General features: G+C 66.7%; 19 protein-coding genes. All 19 read right to left on the bottom strand.

Annotated elements, in window-relative coordinates:
- The 19 genes from AC1VNM_RS23895 to AC1VNM_RS23805 all read right to left on the bottom strand — a co-directional run bounded on the left by AC1VNM_RS23895 (window position 1) and on the right by AC1VNM_RS23805 (window position 14,388).
- Window positions 1-264, bottom strand: a complete 264-nt coding sequence (locus AC1VNM_RS23895; RefSeq protein ID WP_377158324.1) for an acyl carrier protein — start codon at window positions 262-264, stop codon at window positions 1-3.
- Window positions 265-291: 27 nt separating this feature from the next.
- Window positions 292-558 carry a phosphopantetheine-binding protein gene (locus AC1VNM_RS23890; RefSeq protein ID WP_067279176.1) on the bottom strand — a complete coding sequence of 89 codons (267 nt, stop codon included), beginning with the start codon at window positions 556-558 and terminating at the stop codon, window positions 292-294.
- The gene (locus tag AC1VNM_RS23885) at window positions 539-1,348 is read right to left on the bottom strand and encodes a lysophospholipid acyltransferase family protein (protein ID WP_377158326.1); all 810 of its coding nucleotides are present in this window, start codon (window positions 1,346-1,348) and stop codon (window positions 539-541) included. The genes AC1VNM_RS23890 and AC1VNM_RS23885 overlap by 20 nt, the downstream gene beginning before the upstream one ends.
- A gap of 9 nt (window positions 1,349-1,357) precedes the next feature.
- Window positions 1,358-2,170 (bottom strand): beta-ketoacyl synthase chain length factor, encoded by an 813-nt coding sequence (locus AC1VNM_RS23880; RefSeq protein WP_483108554.1) that lies wholly within the window; start codon window positions 2,168-2,170, stop codon window positions 1,358-1,360.
- 60 nt (window positions 2,171-2,230) lie between these two features.
- Complete coding sequence (locus AC1VNM_RS23875; RefSeq protein WP_088405913.1) at window positions 2,231-2,647, bottom strand: F0F1 ATP synthase subunit epsilon; 417 nt, start codon at window positions 2,645-2,647, stop codon at window positions 2,231-2,233.
- Between the two features lie 81 nt (window positions 2,648-2,728).
- Entirely contained in the window at window positions 2,729-4,141 is a 1,413-nt protein-coding gene (gene atpD, locus AC1VNM_RS23870; RefSeq protein ID WP_377158329.1) for a F0F1 ATP synthase subunit beta, read from the bottom strand.
- A gap of 48 nt (window positions 4,142-4,189) precedes the next feature.
- Window positions 4,190-5,065 (bottom strand): F0F1 ATP synthase subunit gamma, encoded by an 876-nt coding sequence (gene atpG / locus AC1VNM_RS23865; RefSeq protein ID WP_297530792.1) that lies wholly within the window; start codon window positions 5,063-5,065, stop codon window positions 4,190-4,192.
- A 59-nt stretch (window positions 5,066-5,124) separates the two neighbouring features.
- On the bottom strand, window positions 5,125-6,678 hold the full coding sequence (atpA, locus tag AC1VNM_RS23860) for a F0F1 ATP synthase subunit alpha (protein WP_377158330.1): 1,554 nt from the start codon (window positions 6,676-6,678) through the stop codon (window positions 5,125-5,127).
- A 91-nt stretch (window positions 6,679-6,769) separates the two neighbouring features.
- Complete coding sequence (locus AC1VNM_RS23855; protein WP_483108553.1) at window positions 6,770-7,303, bottom strand: F0F1 ATP synthase subunit delta; 534 nt, start codon at window positions 7,301-7,303, stop codon at window positions 6,770-6,772.
- A 2-nt stretch (window positions 7,304-7,305) separates the two neighbouring features.
- Window positions 7,306-7,776, bottom strand: coding sequence for a F0F1 ATP synthase subunit B (locus AC1VNM_RS23850; protein ID WP_377158334.1), 471 nt, complete (start codon window positions 7,774-7,776; stop codon window positions 7,306-7,308).
- Between the two features lie 38 nt (window positions 7,777-7,814).
- Window positions 7,815-8,084 (bottom strand): F0F1 ATP synthase subunit C, encoded by a 270-nt coding sequence (atpE, locus tag AC1VNM_RS23845; protein ID WP_067066400.1) that lies wholly within the window; start codon window positions 8,082-8,084, stop codon window positions 7,815-7,817.
- 80 nt (window positions 8,085-8,164) lie between these two features.
- Window positions 8,165-9,034, bottom strand: a complete 870-nt coding sequence (atpB, locus tag AC1VNM_RS23840; RefSeq protein ID WP_377158336.1) for a F0F1 ATP synthase subunit A — start codon at window positions 9,032-9,034, stop codon at window positions 8,165-8,167.
- A gap of 16 nt (window positions 9,035-9,050) precedes the next feature.
- Window positions 9,051-9,542 carry an ATP synthase subunit I gene (locus tag AC1VNM_RS23835; protein ID WP_483108552.1) on the bottom strand — a complete coding sequence of 164 codons (492 nt, stop codon included), beginning with the start codon at window positions 9,540-9,542 and terminating at the stop codon, window positions 9,051-9,053.
- 335 nt (window positions 9,543-9,877) lie between these two features.
- Window positions 9,878-10,822, bottom strand: a complete 945-nt coding sequence (locus AC1VNM_RS23830) for an SMP-30/gluconolactonase/LRE family protein (RefSeq protein ID WP_483108551.1) — start codon at window positions 10,820-10,822, stop codon at window positions 9,878-9,880.
- Between the two features lie 81 nt (window positions 10,823-10,903).
- Window positions 10,904-11,395 (bottom strand): GNAT family N-acetyltransferase, encoded by a 492-nt coding sequence (locus AC1VNM_RS23825; protein WP_483108550.1) that lies wholly within the window; start codon window positions 11,393-11,395, stop codon window positions 10,904-10,906.
- Between the two features lie 58 nt (window positions 11,396-11,453).
- Entirely contained in the window at window positions 11,454-12,128 is a 675-nt protein-coding gene (locus tag AC1VNM_RS23820; protein ID WP_483108549.1) for a glutathione S-transferase C-terminal domain-containing protein, read from the bottom strand.
- A complete protein-coding gene (locus AC1VNM_RS23815) occupies window positions 12,125-12,868 on the bottom strand; it encodes an alanyl-tRNA editing protein (protein WP_483108548.1) in 744 nt (247 codons plus the stop codon). The genes AC1VNM_RS23820 and AC1VNM_RS23815 overlap by 4 nt, the downstream gene beginning before the upstream one ends.
- Before the next feature lie 40 nt (window positions 12,869-12,908).
- Complete coding sequence (locus AC1VNM_RS23810) at window positions 12,909-13,544, bottom strand: VOC family protein (protein ID WP_377158347.1); 636 nt, start codon at window positions 13,542-13,544, stop codon at window positions 12,909-12,911.
- Window positions 13,545-13,548: 4 nt separating this feature from the next.
- Complete coding sequence (locus AC1VNM_RS23805; RefSeq protein WP_483108547.1) at window positions 13,549-14,388, bottom strand: PhzF family phenazine biosynthesis protein; 840 nt, start codon at window positions 14,386-14,388, stop codon at window positions 13,549-13,551.
- Window positions 14,389-14,487 lie beyond the last annotated feature (99 nt).

Raw genomic sequence — 14,487 nt, 5'->3', positions numbered from 1 at the left:
TCAGGCGCTGGCCGTCTCCGGCGTCTTGATCAGGCCTTGCAGCGCGTCGACGACGTCCTGCAAGGTGCGCACGGCCTTGAAGGCCTCGGGTTGCAGCTTCTTGCCGACCATCGGCTTGAGCTTCACGATCAGGTCGACCGCGTCGATCGAGTCGATGTCGAGGTCCTCGTAGAGGCGGGCCTCGGGGGTGATGCGATCGGCTTCGATGTCGAAGGTCTCGATCAGGATGTCGCGCAGGCGCGCGAAGATGTCTTCATTCGTCATGTCGTGGATCCTCCCTGCCGGCTTGAATCAGGCCGCGACCTTGCCGTGCTCCGCCACGAAGCGGGCCAGCGCGCGGATGCTGGCGAAATGCCGGCGCGTCTCTTCCGAGTCCGCAGCCATGCTCACGCCATATTTCTTCTGCAGGGCCAGCCCCAGCTCCAGCGCGTCGATCGAGTCCAGCCCCAGGCCGGTCACGAAGAGCGCGTCTTCCGCGTCGATCTGCTCGGGCGTCAGGTCCTCGAGATTCAAGGCCTCGATCAATAGCAGTTTGATGTCACGTTCCAGCGCCTGCATGGCTCCCTCGTTCATTCGAAAAATAATGGATCAGATGGTCCGTCAACCGCCTTGCCGCCAGGGCGGGTTCGCCGCCGCTGGCCGTCAGGAACGGCGCCACCGCAATGTCTTCACCCACGCAGATGTCGAAGTGCAGTCGCCGCGATGCCACCTGCCACCACGGCTGGCCCTTGGTCAGGCCCAGCGGGGTGCATCGGATGGTCACCGGTGTGATGTCCTGGACGGCGCGCGTCGCGATCTGGGCGGCGCCGCGCTGCATGCGCAGCGGCTCGCCGGGCCGCGTGCGCGTACCTTCCGGGAAGATGATCAGGTTGCCAGACGCTGCGAGGCTGTCCATACAGGATTGCAGCAAGTCGGCCCCAGAATTGTTGCAGATGTAGGCTGTTGACCGCACGGGGCCCCTGGTGAAGGGATTGCTCGCCAGCGTGGACTTCACCACGCAGTCTGCGTTTCGCACGAGGGCGATCAGGAACACGACGTCGATCAAGGTCGGGTGGTTCGCCAGGATCAGCAGACCGCCGCGATGCAGACGCTCGCGATGACGGATCTCGAAGCCGATCAGTCCCAGCACCCGCATCCAGCCGATGAACAGCCGGAATGTTCGATGCACAGCCCCGCGGGCCAGCGCGACGCGACGTTCGCGGTTGCGGACCAACAGGTCCAGCGCCGGGAACCAGACCAGCCAGAGGATCAGTCCGCCGACGCCGAAGCTCGCGAAGGCGATCGCGGTTGCGAGCACGCGCCAGGCGCGGCCGACGGTGCGGTCGAGGAGGTCGAGCAACGGGCCCATGGCATCGGCTCAGGGCGTGTCGGCCGGACGGCGCGTCCAGCGCCAGCCGCCGGGCTGCCCGGCGATGAGACGGTCCAGCGAGACGCCTTCCCGCGCCGCGCCGGCTTCGTCTGCCGCGGCGAGCAGCGCCAGCACCGGGAGGCTGCCGCTCAACCATGGTGAGGACGGTGCCTCCGGCGCGAGTGCGTCGGCCGCCACCGGCTCCAGCGCGAAGGATGGCGAACCGGCCTCCGGCCGCGCGAGCACGCAGGCCCACGCGACGAGCGCCGGATCCGCCGTCGAGGGGTCGATCTGTCCGAGCGCCGCGTAGGCATCGGGCAAAGGCGCATCGACATGCGCGACCAGCACCTGCGACGCGCCTTCTGCCAGCAGGCCGAGCGCCTCGCAGAAGGCGGCTTCCGCGCTGTGTTCGCCGCCGGCGACGGCGAGGTAGTTCTGCCGGTCCTGCCGCGCCATCGAATACAACGCGCCGGACGCGTTGTGCACCGAGAGGCTGAAGTGCGTCGGCGACAGCGGCTCACCGCCGGCCAGTTGCTGCAGCAGCGTCAGCGAGCGGGCGATCTCGCCCCAGCGCGACGCGAAGATCACCGGCATCGCGCCGGCGCCCTCTTCGGGCGTGCCTTGCGCCCACCACGCGGCCTGCAGCGCGGCGCGGCCCAGCGGGTCGATGCGACGGCGCATCATCGCCGGCACTTCGGCCAGCGGCGGTTGGCCCTCCGCGGCGATCGGCGTGGGCGAAGCGAGCCAGGCGCGCCAGGCTTCCCGGGAATCGAGACCCGGAGCCCAGGCGGCCCAACGAACGACGCGGAAGCGGTGATTCATGATGAAGAAAGCCCGCCTCGATGTCGCGAGGCGGGCTGCTCGGCTGGGGCCGGAAGGGGTTCAGCGCTTGGCGCGGAACTTCCGCAGCGCCGCGATCTGCGCGGCCATCGCCGCGAATTCGCTTTGCGCCTTGGCGAAGTCGATGTCGCTCTTGGCGTTCTTCATCGCGTCTTCGGCGGCCTTCTTCGCGGCCTCGGCGCGGGCCTCATCGAGGTCCTTGCCGCGGATCGCGGTGTCGGCCAGCACGGTCACGACGTCGGGTTGCACTTCCAGCAGGCCGCCGGCGACGAAGACGAACTCTTCATCGCCGTTGGGACGCTGGATGCGCACGGCGCCCGGCTTGATGCGGGTGATCAGCGGGGTGTGCTTGGGCAGGATGCCCAGCTCGCCGCCTTCGCCCGGCAGCGCCACGAATTTCGCCTCGCCCGAGAAGATCTGCTCTTCCGCCGAGACCACGTTCACGTGGAGGGTTGCCATTGCGTTTCCTTGATCGAAAGGTGGGAAGTCCGTTCAGCTCATCGACGGCGGGTCCGTCAGGACCGCGCCGTCGAACGGGCTTTACTGGATCTTCTTGGCCTTCTCGAAAGCCTCGTCGATCGTGCCGACCATGTAGAACGCTTGTTCCGGCAGGTGGTCGCATTCGCCGTTCACGATCATCTTGAAACCACGGATGGTTTCCTTCAGCGGGACGTACTTGCCGGGCGCGCCGGTGAACACTTCCGCGACGTGGAACGGCTGCGACAGGAAGCGCTGGATCTTGCGGGCGCGGGCCACGGCCTGCTTGTCTTCCGGCGACAGCTCGTCCATGCCCAGGATCGCGATGATGTCGCGCAGTTCCTTGTAGCGCTGCAGCACCGACTGCACCGAACGCGTCACGTTGTAGTGCTCTTCGCCGATGACGTTCGGGTCGATCTGACGCGAGGTCGAGTCCAGCGGGTCCACGGCCGGGTAGATGCCCAGCGACGCGATGTCACGCGACAGCACGACGGTGGCGTCCAAGTGGGCGAAGGTCGTGGCGGGCGACGGGTCGGTCAGGTCGTCCGCAGGGACGTACACGGCCTGGATCGAGGTGATCGAGCCGACCTTGGTCGACGTGATCCGCTCCTGCAGGCGGCCCATTTCCTCGGCCAGCGTCGGCTGGTAGCCCACCGCGGACGGCATGCGACCCAGCAGCGCGGACACTTCGGTACCGGCCAGCGTGTAGCGGTAGATGTTGTCCACGAAGAACAGCACGTCACGGCCTTCGTCGCGGAACGACTCGGCCATGGTCAGACCGGTCAGCGCCACGCGCAGACGGTTGCCCGGGGGCTCGTTCATCTGGCCGTAGACCATCGCGACCTTCGACTTGCTCAGGTCCTCCTGGTTCACGACGCCCGCGTCGGACATCTCGTGATAGAAGTCGTTGCCCTCGCGGGTACGCTCGCCGACACCCGCGAACACCGACAGACCCGAGTGAGCCTTGGCGATGTTGTTGATCAGCTCCATCATGTTGACGGTCTTGCCGACGCCGGCGCCGCCGAACAGGCCGACCTTGCCGCCCTTGGCGAACGGGCAGATCAGGTCGATGACCTTGATGCCGGTTTCCAGCAGCTCCTGCGACGGGCTCAGCTCGTCGTAGGCCGGGGCCTTGCGGTGGATGGACGCGGTCTGCGCGCGCGAGACTTCGCCGCGCTCGTCGATCGGGTTGCCCAGCACGTCCATGATGCGGCCCAGCGTGGGCTGGCCGACCGGGACCTGGATCATGTCGCCGGTGTTGTAGACCTCGCTGCCGCGGCGCAGGCCGTCGGACGAGCCCAGCGCAATGGTGCGCACCACGCCGTCGCCCAGCTGCTGCTGAACTTCCAGCGTCAGGGTCGAGCCTTCCATCTTCAGGGCGTCGAACACCTTCGGCATCTGGTCACGCGGGAATTCCACGTCCACCACGGCGCCGATGCACTGAACGATCTTGCCCACCGATTGAGTGTTAGCCATTTCTTCGTTCCTTCAATTCAAATCTGTTGCCTGCGATCGATCGCGAGATCAACCGCTGATGGCGGCCGCGCCGCTGACGATTTCCGACAGTTCCTTCGTGATCGCGGCCTGGCGGGTCTTGTTGTAGACCAGCTTCAGCTCACCGATCAGCGTTCCGGCGTTGTCGGTCGCGGCCTTCATGGCCACCATCCGCGCGGATTGCTCCGACGCCATGTTCTCGGCCACGGCCTGATAGACCAGGGCTTCGGTGTAGCGCACCAGCAGCTCGTTGATCACGGTCGGGGCGTCGGGTTCGTACAGGTAGTCCCATGCGTGACCCGCGGCATCCGTCTCCAGCGACTCGGCCGTCAGCGGCAGCAGCTGCTGCACCACCGGCTCCTGCTTCATCGTGTTGACGAAGCGCGTGTAGCAGAGGTAGACCGCCGACAGCTTGCCGTCCGCATACGCGTCCAGCAGCGTCTTGACCGGGCCGACCAGCTTCTCGAGCTGGGGGCTGTCGCCGAGCTGCGTCGCATGCGCGACGACCTTGGCGCCGATCCGGTTCATGAAACCCAGACCCTTGTTGCCGATCGCCACCACTTCGGACTTCTGACCCGCGGACTCAACTTCCTTGAGCTTGCCGGTCGCCGCGCGAAGCAGGTTGGTGTTCAGACCGCCGCACAGACCCTTGTCCGTCGTGACCACCACGAAGCCCACCGACTTGGCGTCCGGGTTCGCCACCATGAACGGGTGACGGTACTCCGGATTGGCCTTGGACAGATTGGCGGCGATGTTGCCGACCTTCTCCGCGTACGGACGGGCCGCGCGCATCCGATCCTGCGCCTTGCGCATCTTCGAAGCGGCGACCATCTCCATGGCCTTGGTGATCTTCTTGGTGTTCTCGACCGACTTGATCTTGCCGCGAATTTCCTTGCCTGCTGCCATGATTTCTCCTGTGAGGGCCGGGTCTTGCCTGACTTCAACGAGACCCGGTCATGGGTTGCTTAGGCGAAGGACTTCTTGAACGACGTGATCGCGGCGTTCAGTTCGGCTTCGGCATCCTTGTCCATGGCCTTGTCGCTTTCCAGCTTCGTCAGCAGGGCGGCGTGCGAGGACTTCAGGAACTGGTGCAGACCGTGCTCGAACGGCAGGACCTTCTTGACGTCGATGTCGTCCATGAAGCCCTTGTTCGCGGCGTACAGCGACGCGCCCATCAGGCTGATGGACAGCGGGCTGTACTGGGCCTGCTTCAGCAGTTCCGTCACGCGGGCACCGCGGTCCAGCTGCTTGCGGGTCGCGGCGTCCAGGTCCGAGGCGAACTGCGCGAACGCGGCCAGCTCACGGTACTGGGCCAGGTCGGTACGGATACCGCCGGACAGCGACTTGATCAGCTTGGTCTGCGCAGCGCCACCGACGCGCGACACCGAGATACCGGCGTTGATCGCGGGACGGATGCCGGCGTTGAACAGGTTGGTTTCCAGGAAGATCTGGCCGTCGGTGATCGAGATGACGTTCGTCGGAACGAAGGCGGACACGTCGCCGGCCTGCGTCTCGATGATCGGCAGCGCGGTCAGCGAGCCGGTCTTGCCCTTGACTTCACCCTTGGTGAAGGCTTCGACGTACTCGGCGTTGACGCGGGCGGCGCGCTCCAGCAGACGGCTGTGGAGATAGAACACGTCGCCGGGGAAGGCTTCGCGGCCCGGAGGACGGCGCAGCAGCAGCGAGACCTGGCGGTAGGCGACGGCCTGCTTGGACAGGTCGTCGTACACGATCAGCGCGTCTTGACCGCGATCGCGGAAGTACTCGCCCATCGTGCAGCCGGAGTAGGCCGACACGTACTGCATCGCGGCGGATTCCGACGCGGACGCGGCGACGACGATGGTGTAGTCCATCGCGCCGGCGGCTTCCAGGGCGCGCACGACGTTCTTGATCGACGAGGCTTTCTGGCCGATCGCGACGTACACGCAGGTCATGTTCTGACCCTTCTGGTTGATGATCGCGTCGATCGCCACGGCGGTCTTGCCGGTCTGGCGGTCGCCGATGATCAGCTCGCGCTGGCCACGGCCGACGGGCACCATCGAGTCGATCGACTTCAGACCGGTCTGCACCGGCTGGTCGACGGACTTGCGGGCGATCACGCCCGGGGCGACCTTCTCGATGACGTCGGTCATCTTGGCGTTGATCGGGCCCTTGCCGTCGATCGGCTGACCCAGCGCGTTCACGACGCGGCCGATCAGCTCGGGGCCGACCGGCACTTCCAGGATGCGGCCCGTGCACTTGACGGTGTCGCCTTCGGAAATGTGCTCGTAAGCGCCCAGGATCACGGCGCCGACGGAGTCGCGCTCCAGGTTCAGCGCCAGACCGAAGGTCTGCGTGCCGTCCGGGGCGACCGGGAACTCCAGCATTTCGCCTTGCATCACGTCGGACAGGCCGTGCACGCGCACGATGCCGTCGGACACGGACACGACGGTGCCCTGGTTGCGCACGTCGGTGGACGCGCCAAGGCCTTCGATGCGGCTCTTGATCAGTTCGGAAATTTCAGCAGGATTCAGTTGCATTGCTTGCTCCCAGCGGCATCCCGCCGAAGCGGGACACCAGGGTGAATCGGGGGGATCTCAGGCAGTCGGGCCGAAGCCTGAAGCCGAGGCTTCAGGCAGTCAGCGCCACTTTCATGCGTTCCAGACGGGCCTTCACCGAGGTGTCCAGCACCTCGTCGCCGACCACCACACGGATACCGCCGATCAGGCCAGGCTCCAGCTCAACCTGCGCTTGCAGCTTGCGACCGAAGCGCTTCTCCAGCGACACGACCACGTCGGCCAGTTGGGCCGGCTCGATCGGGAACGCGCTGTAGATGTGCGCATCGGACACGCCGGAAGCGGCGTTGGCCAGTTCGTGGAACTGCTGGACCATCGCCGGCAGCGCCGACAGGCGGCCGTTGGCGATCACCTCGCGCAGGAAGTTCTGAACGCCGGGCACCAGCGACTGGCCGCTCGCCGCGGACACCACCTGGAACACCTGTTCGGTGCTCACCTTGGGGTCTTCGGCGAACTGGCGCAGTTGGCTGTCGCCGGCGACGAGCGCCAGCGCGGCGAGCTGCTCGTTCCAGGTCTTGAGGTCCTGGGAGGACGCGACCTGGAACAGCGCTTCGGCGTAGGGACGGGCAATGGTTGCGAGTTCAGCCATGATTACAGCTCCGTCTTGAGACGGTTCAGCAATTCGGCGTGCACGCCGGCATTGACCTCGCGCTGCAGGATCTGCTCGGCGCCCTTGACGGCCAGCGCGGCGACCTGCTCGCGCAGGGCCTCGCGGGCGCGCACCGACTGCTGCTCGGCTTCGGCCTTGGCAGCGGCGATGATCTTGGCGCCTTCGTCTTCCGCACGCTTCTTCGCTTCGTCCACGATCGCGGCGCCGCGCTTTTCAGCGTCGGACAGCAGCTTGGTGGTTTCGTTGCGGGTCTGCGCCAGTTGCTCGTCGACCTTCTTGTTGGCATTGGCCAGTTCGGCCTTCGCCTGGTCAGCGGCGGTCAGGCCGGCACGGATCTTCTCCGCGCGCTCGTCCAGTGCCTTCACGATCGGCGGCCAGATGAACTTCATCGTGACGAACACGAGAAGCGCAAACGGGATCCACTGGATGAAGAGGCTAGCGTTGATATTCACGGCACGATCCTTTCAGTCGTGAAAGGGTTCGGGCTCAATCAGCGAGCGACGGTGGCCAGCAGCGTAGCGGCGAACGGGTTGGCGAACGCGAACAGCAGGGCGATGGCGACGCCGATCAGGAAGGCGGCGTCGATCAGACCGGCCAGGATGAACATCTTGGTTTGCAGTTCGTTCATCAGCTCGGGTTGACGGGCCGACGATTCCAGGAACTTGCCGCCCATCAGCGCGATGCCGATGGAAGCGCCGATCGCGCCCAGACCAACGATGATGCCGCAAGCCAGAGCGACCAGACCGAGGATGTTTTCCATGTTTTGCTCCTGAGAGAGTTAGATAAAAGGGAAAGGGAAAAGGAATCGAGAAATCGCGGGGATCGAGCTGTCCGGCCGGATCAGTGCGCGTCGTGCGCCTGGCCCAGGTAGATCAGCGTCAGCATCATGAAGATGAAGGCCTGCAGCGTGATCACAAGGATGTGGAACAGCGTCCAGACCGTGCCGGCCAGGACGTGGCCGATGGCCAGGCCGATGCCGGTTCCGGTCAGGGCCCAGCCGCCGCCCATCAGGGCGATCAGCATGAACACGAGTTCGCCGGCGAACATGTTGCCGAACAGTCGCATGCCATGAGACACCGTCTTGGCGACGAACTCGATGACCTGCATGGCGAAGTTGGCGGGGTAAAGGAACCACTTGTCGCCGAACGGCGCGGCGATCAATTCGTGACCCCAGCCGCCCAGGCCCTTGATCTTGACGCTGTAGAAGAACACCAGCGCCAGGACGAAGGTCGACAGGCTCAGCGTGGTCGACAGGTCGGCGGTCGGCACGACACGCTGATAGGCGTGGTGCGCGTCATGGGCGACGTAGTTGGTGAACAGCGTGGGCAACCAGTCGACCGGCAGCATGTCCATCGCGTTCATGAAGAAGATCCACACGAACACGGTCAGGGCGACCGGACCGATGACCTTGCGGCTCTTCTCGTTGTGGATGACCGACTTGGCCTGGTTGTCCACCATCTCGACGAGGATCTCGATGGCGGCCTGGAAGCGGCCCGGCACGCCGGCATGCGCCTTGCGTGCGACACGCCAGAGGATGAACACGGCCAGCAGGCCGAGGACTGTCGAATAGATCAGCGAATCGAAATTGAAGACGCTGAAGTCGACCAGACCCGTCTGCTTGACGTCTTCGAAGGCGAAATTCTTCTGCCAATGCTGCAAATGGTGGGTGATGTATTCACCCGAAGTCGGCGCGTGCCCTTCTGCTGCCATGGTTGTATTTCCGTCTCTATTTTCTGATTCGACCCCGCCGAAGCAGGGCCAGCCAATTTGCCTTCAGGGTCACGACGAGGGTCGAGAGCAATGCTGCCCAACTCAACGACGGGAAACCCGCGGCGACCGCCACCAGGATGGCGACCGCCAGAATGATCTTCACCAGCTCCCAGACCACGAACGACAGCATCGGAGTGCCGGCATCCACGGTCTTGCGCCGCGTCACGCCCCACGCCATCAGGGCGTTCGGCACGACGACCGAGACGGCACCGAACAGCGCCGACCAGGTTTTGTCGGCTTGCAGGGACAGCAGCCCCCACAGCGCGACCATGGTGGCGCCCGCCGCCGCCTGCCAGGTCAACAACGACCAGACGGACATCACCGGGAGCCGGGCCCGCAAGTCCTGCGCTTCTTCTCGCGTCAGAGGCTTGAAAGCCGGTTCGCCACCCGCATCTCCTTCTGTTCCATCGTCCCAAGCATCCTGGCTGGCGGTGCCACGGTCGTTCATCTGAACGGGCCGGTGCGGCTCTGCGGGCGGCGCAACGGGTGCGCGCGCTGGATGGGGATTCACGGCGTCAGGGGGCGAGCTGCAAAACCACGGGATTATAGGGGTTCTGGCCTTACGAACCCTTAACAGGCCGTGGCGCTGGCCCATCCGCGCCGACTTGACAGGCTGCGCGAACCGCGCCTAGGGCTCTCCCGAGCCCTGTTCATCGGCTTTCGGAACACTCACCATACCGGAGCGGCGCGCTGTGCGCACGCAACACCTGTCCCCTGACCAGGCGCCCTGGCGCTATCGCAGCCGCAGCCGCGGTTGCAGTCGCAGTCGCAGCCGCAGTCGGCTCAGTCTTCCCAGTGCGCGAACTGCACCGGCAGCCCCGCCACCGGCACCCGCATCTTCAACACGCAGCCGGCCCAGGGCTGAGCGGCGAGCTCGGCCTCGCTGCGCTTTTCCCGTGCGGTGGTGACGAAAAGGGTGCACATGTCTGCACCACCGAAGGTCGGCATGGTGGCGCAGCGCACCGGCAGCTCGACCCGCGTGAGCACCTCGCCCGACGGCGACAGCCGCAGCAACTGCTGCCCTTCCATCATGGCGATCCAGTAGGCGCCCTCGACGTCCACGGCCGCGCCATCCGGCCGGCCGCCGTAGGTCTCGAGCGGCTGCTCCGGCGCGCGCTTGTCGAAGCTGATGAAGGTCTCACGCGCGCCGACGGTGCCGGCGTCGGCATCGAAGCTCAACCGGTAGATCTCATGGGCCTTGGTGTCGGCCCAATACATCGTGCGACCGTCGGGGCTCCAGGCCAGGCCGTTGGACACGGTGATGCCGTCCAGGACCTGTTCGAACGCCCCGTCGCGCAGGCAATAGAGCGCCGACTCCGGCTCGCGCGCGTCATCGATCGTGCCGACCCACAGACGCCCCTTCGCATCGGCCTTGCCGTCGTTGAAGCGGCGCTTGGACGCGTCGTAGGGCGGGTCGAGCAGCTTTTCATACGCGCCGGTCGCCGGATCGAAGCGCCACAGCCCGTTGCGCTGCGGGATCAGCAGCTTGCCGTCGGTCAGCGGGACCACGCAGCCCGGCTCGTCGTTGAGCGCCCAGCGGGTCGGCGTGTCCGCGCGGTTGTCGAGCCGGAACAACGCTTTGCCCGGGATGTCGACGTAATAGAGGCATTGCTCCAATGGATGCCAGAACGGCGACTCGCCGAGCAGCGCCGGCGTCAGCGATGCGGGCTCGAGGCGGAAGAAGTCGTCCGAGGACGTCGTCGAAGCGGCGTGGGGCTGTGAGCTCATGCCCCGATGCTATGCCTGTAACCCGACGAAACCGATCCCCCTGCCGGCGAACAGGCCGGTCGGGGCCACGGCATCGTCAGATCAGTCCAGATCGACCTTCAGGTAGTGCGCGCCGGCGATCGGATTGAAGTAGTACGGCGGGATTTCCTCGAAGCCGAGGCTCTCGTACAGATCGCGCGCCGCTTCCATGTCATCGAGCGTGTCGAGCAGCATGCTGGAGTAGCCGGCCGTGGTGGCGCGATCGATCAGCGCCTGCGCCATCGTGCGGCCCAGGCCGAAGCGGCGGAACGCGGGGCGGATGAACAGGCGCTTCATCTCGCAGGCATTGGCGTAATCGGAATCCGTCATCGGCCGGAAGCCGCCGCAGCCCGCGATCTGGCCGTCGACAAGTGCCAGCAGCAGCGCGCCTTGCGGCGCGTCGTACTCGCCGGGCAGCGAGGCCAGTTCCTCGTCGAAGTTCTGGAAGTCCAGGTCGACGGCCAGACTCTGCGCGTATTCGCGCATGATCACGCGCGCTTCATCCCACAACGTGGGCGAATCGGGGCTGATCAGTCGTATCTCAGGGGTGTCCACAGCGGGCGAGTGTAGCGAGGCCGTCCCGGCGATCAAGTGCCGCGTCTAGAGGCGTCCATCAAGGACCGGCGGCCGGGCCGTGCGTGGCGAAGCCGGGACGCGTCAGCAGTTGCTGGTACCAGGTCTCGACAGCGGGGAGGTCCGCATGCGCGATCGGCGCGGCCCGCCAGCGATGGGCGGACAGGCCGAGCACCACATCCGCGAGCGTGAACGTCCCGCCGAGCACGAAGGGCCCGCCGGAGCGCGCGAGTTGCCCGTCGAGCATCGCCATGTGCAGGTTCCAGTTCGCGATGCCGGCTTCGATCTGCGCGGCGTCCTGGTGCTGCGCGCTCTTGCGCACCGTCGCCAGGAACGCGTAGCGCCAGCTGTTGTTCAGCTCACCGCCTTGCCAGTCCATCCACATCTCGACCAGCGCGCGCTGGCGGGGCTCGTCGGGCAGCAGGTCGACGCGCCCCTCGCGACGAGCGAGGTAGCGACAGATGCTGTTGCTCTCCCACATCGAGAACGGCTGACCGTCCGCTGCTTCCGTCGCCGACGCCGACGCCGATACCGGCGCCGCGGCGTCATCGTCGATCAGCACCGGCATCATCGCGTTGGGGTTGAGCCGGCGGAACGCGTCCGCCTTCACGTCGACGTCCTCACGCGACAGGTCCAGGCCCAGTTCGACACCGGTCCACAGCACCTTGCGGACGTTGATGGACGCCGCGCGTCCGAGCACGCGAAGTCCGCTCATGCCGAGGTGGCGGTCGCCACCGGGTCCGCGGGCGCAAAGCCCAGCACGACGCGGCGCGTCCTGGCCGACTTCTTCTCGATCTTCGTGACGACCACCGCGCCGATCTCCGACGTGTTGGCGACATGCGTCCCACCGCAGGGCTGGAGGTCGACGCCATCGATCGCCAGCAGGCGCACGCGACCGGTGCCGCGCGGCGGCTGCACGCTCATGCTGCGCACGAGCGTCGGATTCGCGTCGAGTTCCTCGTCGCCGATCCAACGGTGGCCCACCGGATGTGCCTCGGCGACGAGCCGGGCGATGCCGGCCGTCAGCGCGTCCTTGTCGAGCGCCTCGGTCATGTGGAAGTCCAGCCGCGCGTAGCCCGCCGTGATCGAGCAACCGTCGACCGGATGCGGCACCAGCGCGCACAGCAGATGCGTCGCCGTGTGGAAGCGCATGTGGGCATGCCGGCGCGCCCAGTCGATGCGCGCGGTGACCGCCGTGCCGGCGTCGAGTCCGCTCAGGTCCTGGTCCGGCGCGGGCAGGTGCAGGATCTCGCCGCCTTCGCCCTTGCGGGTGTCGACGATCAGCAGCTCCCGCCCGCCCGGCAAGGTCAGCACGCCGGCATCGCCCGCCTGGCCGCCGCCTTGCGGATAGAACACCGTGCGGTCCAGCAGCAGACCGCGCTCGTCGACGCGCAGCAGCATCGCCTCGCATTCGCGCAGTTGCGCGTCCTCACGGAAGAGATCCAGCGTGCTCATCGGATGCTTGTCAGCGCCCCGGCGGGACCTCGGCGACACGTCATTCGAGGTCTCCATGGCCCGTCGGCGCATCGGACAAGGTGCCCTCGATCGCCTCCAGTTCGACCGTGCCCTTGGGCGTCGAGAGCTGCGCACGCAGGCCGTCGCGGGCCTCGAAGCTCAGCAGCTGCACGCCGCTCTCGGGCAGCTTGTCGGTCGGATGGGCGTCGCCCTTCCATTCGATCGGCACGGGCAGGCCTTCCTTGCGCAGGCGGCGACCGTCTTCGCGCAAGGCGATGCGCCAGCTCAGGTCGCCCCGCGCGGCCTCGACCGCCTCGCCGGCGTCGATGCCCTCACCCGCCCAGGTCGCCAAGGTGGCGTCCAGGCTCTGCACGCGCGCGACCCAATGCAGCAGCGACGGACCGTCCTGCTTCAGGCGTTCGCGCACGGCCGGCTGGTCCAGGTCGAACCAGCGCGGCCGGCCCGGATCCGGGGCCTCCGGGTCGATGGCGATGATTTCCAGGTAGCAGCGCGGATAGGTCGGCGGCCCGCTGATGTTGAGCAGCAGGTTGTGCGTGCCCATCAGCGCATGGCGCCCACCGGGCTGAGGGGACACACCGAGGACGCGTTCGCACCAGGCGCGGCCCTCCTCGAGGGTGTTCGCGGCGACAACGAGATGATCGACTTCCATGCTCATGGCTTTACAACCTCACCTGACCGTGGATCAACGGCGTGACATCGCCGCCAATCCAGCAATGTCCGCCCTCTTTCGCCACATGCACCCGACCGGCACGCCCGAGGGCGGCGCCCTGGGCGGCCACATAGCGATCGGGCGCCAGACCGGCGCCTTGCAGCCATAGTGCCAGACCCGCGTTCAAGCTGCCCGTCACCGGGTCTTCGGCAGGACCGAGGCCGGGCACGAAGGCCCTCACCTCGAACTGCAGCGGCGAGCCCGCAGGATAAGCGCCAACAACGCCCAGCTTGAGTCGCCCCATGGACACGTAGTCCGGTTCGAGGGCGAGGACCGCCTCGGCCGAGGCCAGCCGTGCCGCCATCCAGTCGGGGCCGTTGTTCACCCAGACGACGTCCAGCAGGTCCGCGTCGGCGACGCGCAGCGCGCGCGCCACCTGTTCGCGCAGCGCCGGCTCGACCGGTCCTTCGCGCCGCAGCGCCGGCGCGGCGAAGGCCAGCCGCGTGCCGTCGCGGCGGATGCGCACCAGACCGATGGCGCATTCCTGCACCACCTCGCCGGGCCGCTTGGGATCCCCGCCGCTGGACAGCCACGCGTGACAGGAGCCCAGCGTCGGATGCCCCGCGAAAGGCAGTTCGCCGCCCGGCGTGAAGATGCGGACGCGGTAGTCGGCCTCGGGATGCGTGGGCGGGAGCAGGAAGGTCGTTTCGGAGAGATTCGTCCACTCGGCGAACTTCGCCATCGTGGCCTCGTCCAGGCCCGCACCGTCGATGACGACGGCCAGCGGGTTGCCCTTCAACGCCTCGGCGGTGAAGACATCGACTTGAACGAAGCGGCGGAGTTCGGACATGCGGAACCTCGGAAAAACAGAGCGAGTCGATCCGTACCGCCTGACGAGGCAGTGACGGGGCGGTGACGGGTGACGGGAACAGGGGACAAGCCCCGACCC

This window comes from Mitsuaria sp. MSU3D, from assembly GCF_056867975.1.
The sequence above is the reverse complement of the archived record's forward strand: the minus strand, read 5'-3'. Positions and strand labels throughout refer to the sequence as shown.

Bases quoted from the DNA above. Each gene is read 5' to 3' on its own strand.
- AC1VNM_RS23805 (WP_483108547.1), bottom strand. From the start codon at position 14,388: ATGTCCGAACTCCGCCGCTTCGTTCAAGTCGATGTCTTCACCGCCGAG.
- AC1VNM_RS23855 (WP_483108553.1), bottom strand. From the start codon at position 7,303: ATGGCTGAACTCGCAACCATTGCCCGTCCCTACGCCGAAGCGCTGTTC.
- atpB (WP_377158336.1), bottom strand. From the start codon at position 9,034: ATGGCAGCAGAAGGGCACGCGCCGACTTCGGGTGAATACATCACCCAC.
- atpE (WP_067066400.1), bottom strand. From the start codon at position 8,084: ATGGAAAACATCCTCGGTCTGGTCGCTCTGGCTTGCGGCATCATCGTT.
- AC1VNM_RS23890 (WP_067279176.1), bottom strand. From the start codon at position 558: ATGCAGGCGCTGGAACGTGACATCAAACTGCTATTGATCGAGGCCTTG.
- AC1VNM_RS23875 (WP_088405913.1), bottom strand. From the start codon at position 2,647: ATGGCAACCCTCCACGTGAACGTGGTCTCGGCGGAAGAGCAGATCTTC.
- atpA (WP_377158330.1), bottom strand. From the start codon at position 6,678: ATGCAACTGAATCCTGCTGAAATTTCCGAACTGATCAAGAGCCGCATC.
- atpG (WP_297530792.1), bottom strand. From the start codon at position 5,065: ATGGCAGCAGGCAAGGAAATTCGCGGCAAGATCAAGTCGGTCGAGAAC.
- AC1VNM_RS23830 (WP_483108551.1), bottom strand. From the start codon at position 10,822: ATGAGCTCACAGCCCCACGCCGCTTCGACGACGTCCTCGGACGACTTC.
- AC1VNM_RS23835 (WP_483108552.1), bottom strand. From the start codon at position 9,542: ATGAACGACCGTGGCACCGCCAGCCAGGATGCTTGGGACGATGGAACA.
- AC1VNM_RS23885 (WP_377158326.1), bottom strand. From the start codon at position 1,348: ATGGGCCCGTTGCTCGACCTCCTCGACCGCACCGTCGGCCGCGCCTGG.
- AC1VNM_RS23880 (WP_483108554.1), bottom strand. From the start codon at position 2,170: ATGAATCACCGCTTCCGCGTCGTTCGTTGGGCCGCCTGGGCTCCGGGT.
- AC1VNM_RS23820 (WP_483108549.1), bottom strand. From the start codon at position 12,128: ATGAGCGGACTTCGCGTGCTCGGACGCGCGGCGTCCATCAACGTCCGC.
- AC1VNM_RS23895 (WP_377158324.1), bottom strand. From the start codon at position 264: ATGACGAATGAAGACATCTTCGCGCGCCTGCGCGACATCCTGATCGAG.
- atpD (WP_377158329.1), bottom strand. From the start codon at position 4,141: ATGGCTAACACTCAATCGGTGGGCAAGATCGTTCAGTGCATCGGCGCC.
- AC1VNM_RS23810 (WP_377158347.1), bottom strand. From the start codon at position 13,544: ATGAGCATGGAAGTCGATCATCTCGTTGTCGCCGCGAACACCCTCGAG.
- AC1VNM_RS23815 (WP_483108548.1), bottom strand. From the start codon at position 12,868: ATGAGCACGCTGGATCTCTTCCGTGAGGACGCGCAACTGCGCGAATGC.